The 7774-nt window shown below is 74.8% G+C and carries 7 protein-coding genes; 1 reads left to right on the top strand and 6 read right to left on the bottom strand.

All coding sequences use genetic code 11. The features are described 5' to 3' along the window. Positions 1-163: 163 nt before the first annotated feature. A complete protein-coding gene (locus ADL22_RS10385; protein ID WP_066976074.1) occupies positions 164-1330 on the bottom strand; it encodes an ROK family transcriptional regulator in 1167 nt (388 codons plus the stop codon). A gap of 167 nt (positions 1331-1497) precedes the next feature. Between ADL22_RS10385 and ADL22_RS10380 the strand changes: the two genes are divergently transcribed. Beyond that, entirely contained in the window at positions 1498-2628 is a 1131-nt protein-coding gene (locus ADL22_RS10380) for a Gfo/Idh/MocA family oxidoreductase (protein ID WP_066976072.1), read from the top strand. A 459-nt stretch (positions 2629-3087) separates the two neighbouring features. Here ADL22_RS10380 and ADL22_RS10375 read toward each other — a convergent pair whose 3' ends face one another. The 5 genes from ADL22_RS10375 to ADL22_RS10355 form a co-directional block, all read right to left on the bottom strand. Then, positions 3088-3945 (bottom strand): fumarylacetoacetate hydrolase family protein, encoded by an 858-nt coding sequence (locus ADL22_RS10375; RefSeq protein WP_066976069.1) that lies wholly within the window; start codon positions 3943-3945, stop codon positions 3088-3090. 139 nt (positions 3946-4084) lie between these two features. Then, on the bottom strand, positions 4085-5035 hold the full coding sequence (locus tag ADL22_RS10370; protein WP_066976067.1) for a YidC/Oxa1 family membrane protein insertase: 951 nt from the start codon (positions 5033-5035) through the stop codon (positions 4085-4087). 181 nt (positions 5036-5216) lie between these two features. Further along, the gene (locus tag ADL22_RS10365; protein WP_066976065.1) at positions 5217-5522 is read right to left on the bottom strand and encodes a DUF6412 domain-containing protein; all 306 of its coding nucleotides are present in this window, start codon (positions 5520-5522) and stop codon (positions 5217-5219) included. A gap of 233 nt (positions 5523-5755) precedes the next feature. Beyond that, positions 5756-7285: a sodium:solute symporter family protein gene (locus ADL22_RS10360; RefSeq protein ID WP_066976063.1), complete on the bottom strand. Its 1530-nt coding sequence runs from the start codon at positions 7283-7285 to the stop codon at positions 5756-5758. Then, positions 7282-7590 carry a DUF3311 domain-containing protein gene (locus ADL22_RS10355; protein ID WP_079064004.1) on the bottom strand — a complete coding sequence of 103 codons (309 nt, stop codon included), beginning with the start codon at positions 7588-7590 and terminating at the stop codon, positions 7282-7284. The genes ADL22_RS10360 and ADL22_RS10355 overlap by 4 nt, the downstream gene beginning before the upstream one ends. Between the last annotated feature and the right edge of the window lie 184 nt (positions 7591-7774).

Raw genomic sequence — 7774 nt, 5'->3', positions numbered from 1 at the left:
GGCGGGTCGGGGCCCGGCGGGCGGGGCGGGGCGTTTTTGGTCGCGGTGGGCGGGGTGGCCACCGGCCCGCGCGGTTCGCCGGGGCCGGCCGCCCGGGGCATGGCCGCGCCCGCCCCTGCCCGCGGCCGCCCCTGCCCACGGTCGCGCGCCCTCCCGCTCACCGTCACCGGAACAGGTCCGCCAGCACCAGCTCCGCCGCGCCGTCCGCGACCGCGCGGGTGCCGCCGGGGGCGAGCGCCACCGGTACGGCCGGGGTGGCCCCGGATTCCCCGGGCCCCCCGAATCCCCCGGGTCCCCGGGCCGAGTCGCCGCCACGGAGTGCCGCGTGCTCGTCCAGGACCCGCGCCACCCCGCCCCGGAACTCCTCCGGATGCGCCAGGACCGTACGGCCGCCCAGCAGCACCCGCTCGACGTCGAGGAGTTCGACGAGGTTGGCCGCGGCCACGCCCAGCACCCGCGCCGCGGCCGGCAGATCGCCGCGCGCCACCGCCGCCAGGCACAGCGCCTCCACGCACCCGCGCCGCCCGCAGCCGCACGGCTCCCCGTCGAGCCGCACCACTTGGTGCCCGAACTCCCCCGCCCCGGTGCGCGGCCCCCGGTAGAGCCCGCCGCCGAGGACCAGCCCGGCGCCCAGCCCCGTCCCCAGGTGGACGTACGCGAACGAGCCGCCGGCCCCCTCCGGCGCGCGGGTCAGGCCGAGGGCCGCCGCGTTGGTGTCCTTGTCGAGGACGACCGGCAGGCCGAGGCGGTCGGCGAGCGCGTCCCGCAGCGGGAAGCCGTCCCAGCGCGGGGCGCCGGTGACCTGGCGCAGTACGCCCGCGGTGTGGTCCAGCGGCCCCGGGCAGGCCACGCCCGCGCCGAGCACCGGCGGCCCGCCCGCGTCCGCCCGCAGCGCCGCGACCTCGGCGTCCACGGCGGCCAGGACGGGCCCGGCGCCGGCCGCGAAGTCCAGCGGCGCCCGGCGGACGGCGACCGGGCGGCCGGTGAGATCGGCCAGGACGCAGGTGATCTCGTCGCGGTCCAGGTGGACGCCGATCGCGTGCCGGGCGCCGGGCACCAGCCGCAGGACCGTACGGGGCTTGCCGCCCGTGGACGCCCGGCGGCCCGCCTCGGCGACCAGGCCGGCGGCCCGCAGCCGGGCGGTGATCTTGCTGACCGCCTGCGGGGTGAGGCCGGTCCGCTCGGCCAGCTCCAGCCGGCTCGCGCCCGCCTCCCCCGCCGACCGCAGCAGCCCCAGCACCAGCGCGGTGTTGTGCCCGCGCAACGCGAGCAGGTTGGCGCCGCCGGGCGCCCCCGGGAGCCCGCCGCCGCTCGCCTGGCCGGTGCCGATCGCCTGGCCGCCCCTGGTCGCCCGGCCGCTGCCGATCGCCCGGCCGGCGCCGCCGCGGTCCCGGCGCGCGCCCTCCCCGTCCCTGCCCTCGCCCTCAGCACTCCTGCTCACGCCCCCATTCTCCGCACTGCTTGCGCTTACGCAACAGCGTTGCGAAAGTGGAAGGCATGACCGCCCCCGAAGAACCCATGGCGCCCAAGGCACCGGAAGCACCCGCAGCGCCCGCCTCCCCCTTCCGCGTCGGCCTGATCGGCTACGGCCTGGCGGGCTCGGTCTTCCACGCCCCGCTGATCGCCGCCACCGACGGGCTGCTGCTCGACACCGTCTCCACCCGCAGCCCCGAACGGCAGGCCCAGGCCCGCGCCGAGCACCCGCAGGTCCGCACGGTCGCCACCGCCGACGAGGTCCTGGACCGGGCCGCCGCCGGCGACCTCGACCTGATCGTGCTGGCCTCCCCCAACAAGACCCACGTACCGCTCGCCACCGCCGCCCTGGAAGCCGGCACCGCCGTGGTCGTCGACAAACCGCTGGCCGCCACCGCCGCCGAGGCCGAACAGCTCGCCGCGCTCGCCGACCGCCGCGGACTGCTCCTCTCCGTCTTCCAGAACCGCCGCTGGGACAACGACTTCCGCACCGTCCGCGCGCTCCTCGCCGAGGGCGCGCTCGGCGACGTCCAGCGCTTCGAATCCCGCTTCGAACGGTGGCGGCCGCGCCCCAAGGGCGGCTGGCGCGAATCCGGCGACCCCGCGGAGCTCGGCGGACTCCTCTACGACCTCGGCAGCCACCTCGTCGACCAGGCCCTGACCCTCTTCGGCCCGGCCCTCTCGGTCTACGCCGAGTCCGACATCCGCCGCGCCGGTGCGGAGGCCGACGACGACACGTTCATCGCCCTCACGCACGCCGGCGGCGTCCGCTCCCACCTCTGGGTCAGCGCCACCACCGCCCAACTCGGCCCGCGCTTCCGCGTCCTGGGCAGCCGCGCCGGCTACGTCAAGTACGGCCTCGACCCCCAGGAGGCCGCCCTCCGCGCCGGCCAGCGACCCGCCTCCGGCGGCGGTGCCGACGACGCCTGGGGCGTGGAGCCGGAGTCCTGCTGGGGCCGGCTCGGTTCCGGGGAGTCCCCCCAGACGGGGGGTGGCGTCCCCGTGCGGACGCTGCGCGGCGACTATCCGGCGTACTACGCGGGGATTGTGCGGTCCCTCCGCGACGGGGTGGCTCCGCCGGTCTCGGCGGCGGAGGCGGCGGCGACGCTGCGCGTGCTTGAGGCGGCGCGACGCCAAGCGCGCGGCTGCGCGTGAGCCCCACGTAGCTGGCTTTCCCGCCGCGCGGGTTGCTGTTTTTCTTCGCGCCTGCGGCGCGTTGAGCTTCGACTGCTTCGCTTTACGTCCGGCACACCCCCACCCCGCAGACCCGTCCCCTCCCGAGGGGGGTGGATTTCCCTGTCCGTTGGGGCCGGTCCCGGTGGGCCGGTGCGGCTCGTCATCGGTTGCTGGGCGCTCACCCTCAACACACGACTCGCGCTGACCCACCTACGTCAGGCCCCACCGGCCGTATTCATGACCCCCCACGGGAGGGGACGGGTCTCCGGGGGTGGTGTGTCGGACGTAAAGCGAAGCAGTCCGACACACCACCCCCGGAGACCCGTCACCGCACCCCGAAAGCCCCGCGCAGCGGAAACCCATTGCGCCGCAGGCGCAAGCCCACGCGCCGCAGGCGCGAAAAACAGCAAGCCCCGCGGCGGGGCAAACGGCAACGGGTCAGGCAGACCGCAAGGTCTGGGATTGACGGCCCAGGCCGTCAACCTCAAGCTCCACCACGTCGCCGGCCCGAAGATACGGCTTGGGGTCGGGCTGGCCCATGGCCACCCCCGCCGGTGTGCCGGTGTTGATGACGTCGCCGGGGTACAGCGTCATGAACTGGCTTACGTAGCGGACGACTTCCGCGACGGGGAAGATCTGGTCGGCGGTCGAACCCTTCTGCTTCAGTTCGCCGTTGACCCAGAGCCGGATGCCCAGGGCCTGGGGGTCCGGGACCTCGTCGGCGGTGACGAGCCAGGGGCCCAGCGGGTTGAACGTCTCGCAGTTCTTGCCCTTGTCCCACTGGCCGCCGCGTTCGATCTGGAAGGCGCGCTCGGACACGTCGTGGGCCACCGCGTAGCCGGCCACCGCCGCCAGGGCCTGCTCGTCGGTCTCCAGGTAGCGGGCGGTGCGGCCGATGACGACGGCGAGTTCGACCTCCCAGTCGGTCTTCTCGCTGCCGCGCGGGATGAGGACCGTGTCATCGGGGCCGACGACGGTGTCCGGGGCTTTGAGGAAGATGATCGGTTCCTCGGGGGTGGCCGCGCCGGTCTCCCGGGCGTGGTCGTGGTAGTTCAGCCCGATGCACACGACCTTGCCTATGCGGCCGACGGGCGGGCCGATGCGCAGCCCGTCGGCGTCCAGTGCGGGGAGTTCGCCGGCGGCCTCGGCGGCCCGGATGCGGGCCAGCGCGGTGTCGTCCGCGAGCAGTGCGCCGTCGATGTCCGGGACCAGGCCCGACAGGTCCCGGAGCACGCCGGATCCGTCGAGCAGCGCCGGGCGTTCCGCCCCCACCGTTCCGACACGCAGCAGCTTCATCGTTACAACTCCCGTGGTCGAAGGGTCGGTCCTGGAAGCGGTCTTCCAGGCCGGCCGATGGGGGACGGCCATCGAGCGATTTGGCCGATCGTCCAAGAACGGGGTCCAGTCCGCAAGACCCCGTTCACGGACTGGACCGTTACTGAGGGGTAGTAACGATCGGGGCGGGGCCGTTGCCACGGTCCTGCGGGGCGGACGGTGCGCCGGACGGGGCCGTCCGGGCGGCGCTGTTGGCCCGCGCCCGCGCCGCCTTCTGCCGCGCCGCCCGCGTCTTGGGCCCGCCCCGGCGCCCGGCGGGCGGCTGCTGAGCCCGCGGCGCGGACGACTGCTGCGCGTCAGGCCGCGGCTTCGGCGCCGACTGCGGTGCCGGCTGGGGCGCCGGCTGGGGCTTGTCGCGGTGCAGCAGCGCCCGTTCGCAGGCGGTCCAGATCGTGGTCGTGACCGTGTAGAGGCCGGCCGCGAGCGGGACCACCGCCACGGTGATCAGCATGCCGAAGGACAGCAGCGGCATCAGCTTGCTCATCGCGCCCATACCGGGCATCGCCCCCTCGGTGGGGGCCGGGGCGGCGGCCGCCGCGGCGCGGGCGCGGCGGTAGTTCCAGGTGGCGACCGCGGCGATCAGGACGAACAGCGCGAGGTAGACCAGGCCCTGGGCCCCGAACACCCCGCCGTCGGCGAGCGCCTGGCGCCAGGTGCCGCCGAGCGGCGCGGCCAGCAGCGTGTGACCGGCGAGCGGGCCGTCGCCGCGGGAGAAGAGGTGGTACATCACGAAGAAGACGGGCAGTTGGAGGAGGGTCGGCAGGCAGCCGGCCAGCGGCGAGGAGCCGTTCTTGGCGTAGAGGTCGGCCATCGCCTGCTGGAGGCGTTCGCGGTCGCCGCGGTACGTGCGCTGGAGGGCGGCGACCTGCGGGGCGAGGGCGGCGCGGGCCTTCTCCCCGCGGGCCGCCGCCCGGGCGAGCGGGTGCAGGGCGGCGCGGACGCCGAGGGTGAACAGGACGATGGCGGCGGCGGTGGCCGCGCTGCCGAAGAGCGGTTCGATGGCGTGGGCGCCGCGCGCCAGCGCGTCGCCGAGGATGCCGAAAACGGACATGGGTGAGCCCTCCACGGGTCTCGTCGTGCCGGAAGGTGGAGACGGCGTGACGAGCCGCGCGAACGCGCGCCGGCGGAACGGGGGTGGCGGATCGGGCCGGCCAGGCCCGGTGTGCCAGGGGTGCCTCCGAGGCCGCCGGGCCAGTTGGCCGGGCGGTGCGGAGGAACGGGCGCCGGAGCGGCTACGCGGCCGCCGGGAGGGCGCGGCCCGGTGCTCGCGGACGCGGGCGCCCGGCGGCGTCGGGGTCGCGCTGCGGCAGGAAGGCCGTACGGCGCTCGCGGTCGCGGATGGCCGTGCGTATGCGGCCCGGTGGGACGGGGCGGGCGGCGGCGGCCAGCGCGAGGGCGCTGCACAGCAGCAGCACCGCGGCGGTGGTCGCGGCGGCGGCCAGCGTCGTGGTCAGCCCGGTCTGGGCGAGCAGCAGCCCGGCGAGGAGCAGGAACAGGGCGGTGGTGTAGAGCCGCCAGGCGTCGGCGATGCGGTACATCTCTCCGGTGTCCCCCTCCCTCTCCGTGCTCCCGGTGCGTGCCAAGTGAGGCCGCGCGCCCGATAAGTCGTCCGATCGGTCACCCGGTCAGTCGTCCGGTCAGTCGTCCTATCGATCTTGCGTTCGGTAGTGACTCAAGAGTAGCGGCTCCGCGTCGCGGGGCGGGTGGGCCGCCCGCGAAATCACTCTGTGTAGTGAATTCGCGGGCGGCGGGAACTTTGCGGCCGGGCGCGCTACGTGCGGGCGCTGCCCGCCCGGTCGGCGTCCGGGGCGGTGGGGGCGGCCCGGGGGAACTCGTCGTCCAGGGCCAGGACCTCCGCGTCCGGGCGGTCGTCGGCGCGGTCGCGCGGGCCCAGCCAGGTCACCGCCAGGGCCACCAGCACGTTCACCGCCAGGCCGACGATCCCGGCGTTCACGCCCCAGACGGGGTCGTGGCCGCCGAAGACCAGCACGCAGACCAGCGTGAAGCCCGCGGCCAGGCCGCTCACCGCCGCGTACAGCGTCAGCCGCCGCCACACCAGCCCCAGCAGCAGCATCGGCACCAGTTGGGCCATGCCCTCGTAGGAGATGAGGGAGAGCCGGACCAGGGTGTTGGGCGCGGTGTAGGTCAGGAGCAGCGCGAGGGCGCCGGCGGCGACCACGACCAGCTGCGACCAGAGTTTCTGGCGGGACGCCAGGCGGGGCACCGCGCCCAGCACGCTGCGCCCCCACATCGTGCCGATGACCAGCATGAACACCGCCATCGGCACGATCGAGGAGAGCGCCGCGGCGACCCCGATCACACCGACCGCCCAGGCCGGCAGGGAGTCCACGACCAGTTTGAACAGCGCGAGGTTGGAGCCGGCGCCGGTCAGGCCGGGGACGACGAACAGCGCCGCCAGGCCCAGCAGCATCGGCACATACAGCAGGACGTTGTAGAAGGGCAGGTAGAGCGCGTTGCGGCGGAGCGCGTCGGCGTTGCGGGCGCCGAGGTAGCCGGCCACGGTCGTCGGGAAGATCACCACGGTCAGGGAGTTGATCAGGGTGGTGGTGATGAACCACGTCTGGCCGAGCCCGCCGGAGGCGTGGCCGGGGAAGGTCAGCCACTGCGGCTTCTCGGCGGTGATCCGGTGCAGGAACGGGCCGTAGCCGCCGAAGTAGTGCAGCGGGACGTAGACCGCGAGGAAGCCGAGGGTGGCGATGACCAGGATGTCCTTCAGCACCGACACCCAGGCGCTGCCGCGCAGCCCGCTGACCACCACGAAGCCGGTGGTGACCGCGAAGCCGATGAAGTACGCCCAGTTGAGGCTGATCGCGCCGTACGAGATGGTCGAGACGACCACGCCCATGCCGGTGATCTGAAGCTGGATGTACGGCAGCAGGCAGACGGTGGCGAGGACGGCGACGGCGGCGCCGAGCCAGGGGCGGCGGTAGCGGTGGGCCACGATGTCGGTGACGGACACCAGGCCGTGCCGGCGGGCGTAGGCCCACAGCATCGGGCCGACGACGTAACCGATCGCGTAGCCGCAGGACATGTACGCCAGGACGTAGAGCACCGGCGCGCCGAAGTTGTAGCTCCAGCCGGCCGCGCCGAGGTAGCTGAAGCTGGTGTAGCTCTCGCCGGCCATCAGCACCCAGATGAACAGGGTCCCCAGGCTGCGGCCGCCCACGGACCACTCGGCGAGCCCGCCGCCGGAGCCCCGGCCCCGGATGGCCAGCAGGCCGAGGGCGACGGTCAGCACCATGAACGCGGCGAAGATGGTGGTGGCGACGGTGGCGTTCATCCGCGGCCCCCGTCCAGTCCGGCCCCGCCGGGCCCTCCGCCGGCCGGTTCGCCGCCGGCCGGGCCGGCGTTCCGCCCGTACCCCCGGCGCAGGTCGCCGCGGCGGGCCAGCCAGACGGCTGCCGGGGTCAGCAGGGTCGCCAGCAGCATCCAGAAGAAGAGGAACGGCAGGCCGAGGACGGTCGGGGTGACCCGGTTGACGAATGGCAGCGCGGCCAGGAAGAGCGCGTACGGCAGCAATAGCCAAGCAAGCGCGGGGCGCTTGCGGGATTCCGAGGTCGGCCCTCGGGGGTCTTCGTTTCGCACGTAGGCGAACCCTATCCGTCCCCGGTTTGCCTGCCCACGTTGTCGGCTTTCCCGCCGCGGGGGGCGTTTCGTGTGCGCCTGCGGTGCCGGTCCGCTGCGCTTGGCTGGCCTCCCACGTTGTTGGCTCTCCCGCCGCGGGGGGCTTTCCTGTGCGCCTGCGGCGCCGGTCCGCTGCGCTTGGCTG

It is taken from the genome of Streptomyces sp. NRRL F-4489 (genome assembly GCF_001509485.1).
Classification (GTDB): Bacteria; Actinomycetota; Actinomycetes; order Streptomycetales; family Streptomycetaceae; genus Streptomyces.
The sequence above is the reverse complement of the archived record's forward strand: the minus strand, read 5'-3'. Positions and strand labels throughout refer to the sequence as shown.

Coding starts and splice junctions, on each gene's coding strand:
- ADL22_RS10380 (WP_066976072.1), top strand. CDS start 1,498: ATGACCGCCCCCGAAGAACCCATGGCGCCCAAGGCACCGGAAGCACCC.
- ADL22_RS10375 (WP_066976069.1), bottom strand. CDS start 3,945: ATGAAGCTGCTGCGTGTCGGAACGGTGGGGGCGGAACGCCCGGCGCTG.
- ADL22_RS10370 (WP_066976067.1), bottom strand. CDS start 5,035: ATGTCCGTTTTCGGCATCCTCGGCGACGCGCTGGCGCGCGGCGCCCAC.
- ADL22_RS10365 (WP_066976065.1), bottom strand. CDS start 5,522: ATGTACCGCATCGCCGACGCCTGGCGGCTCTACACCACCGCCCTGTTC.
- ADL22_RS10360 (WP_066976063.1), bottom strand. CDS start 7,285: ATGAACGCCACCGTCGCCACCACCATCTTCGCCGCGTTCATGGTGCTG.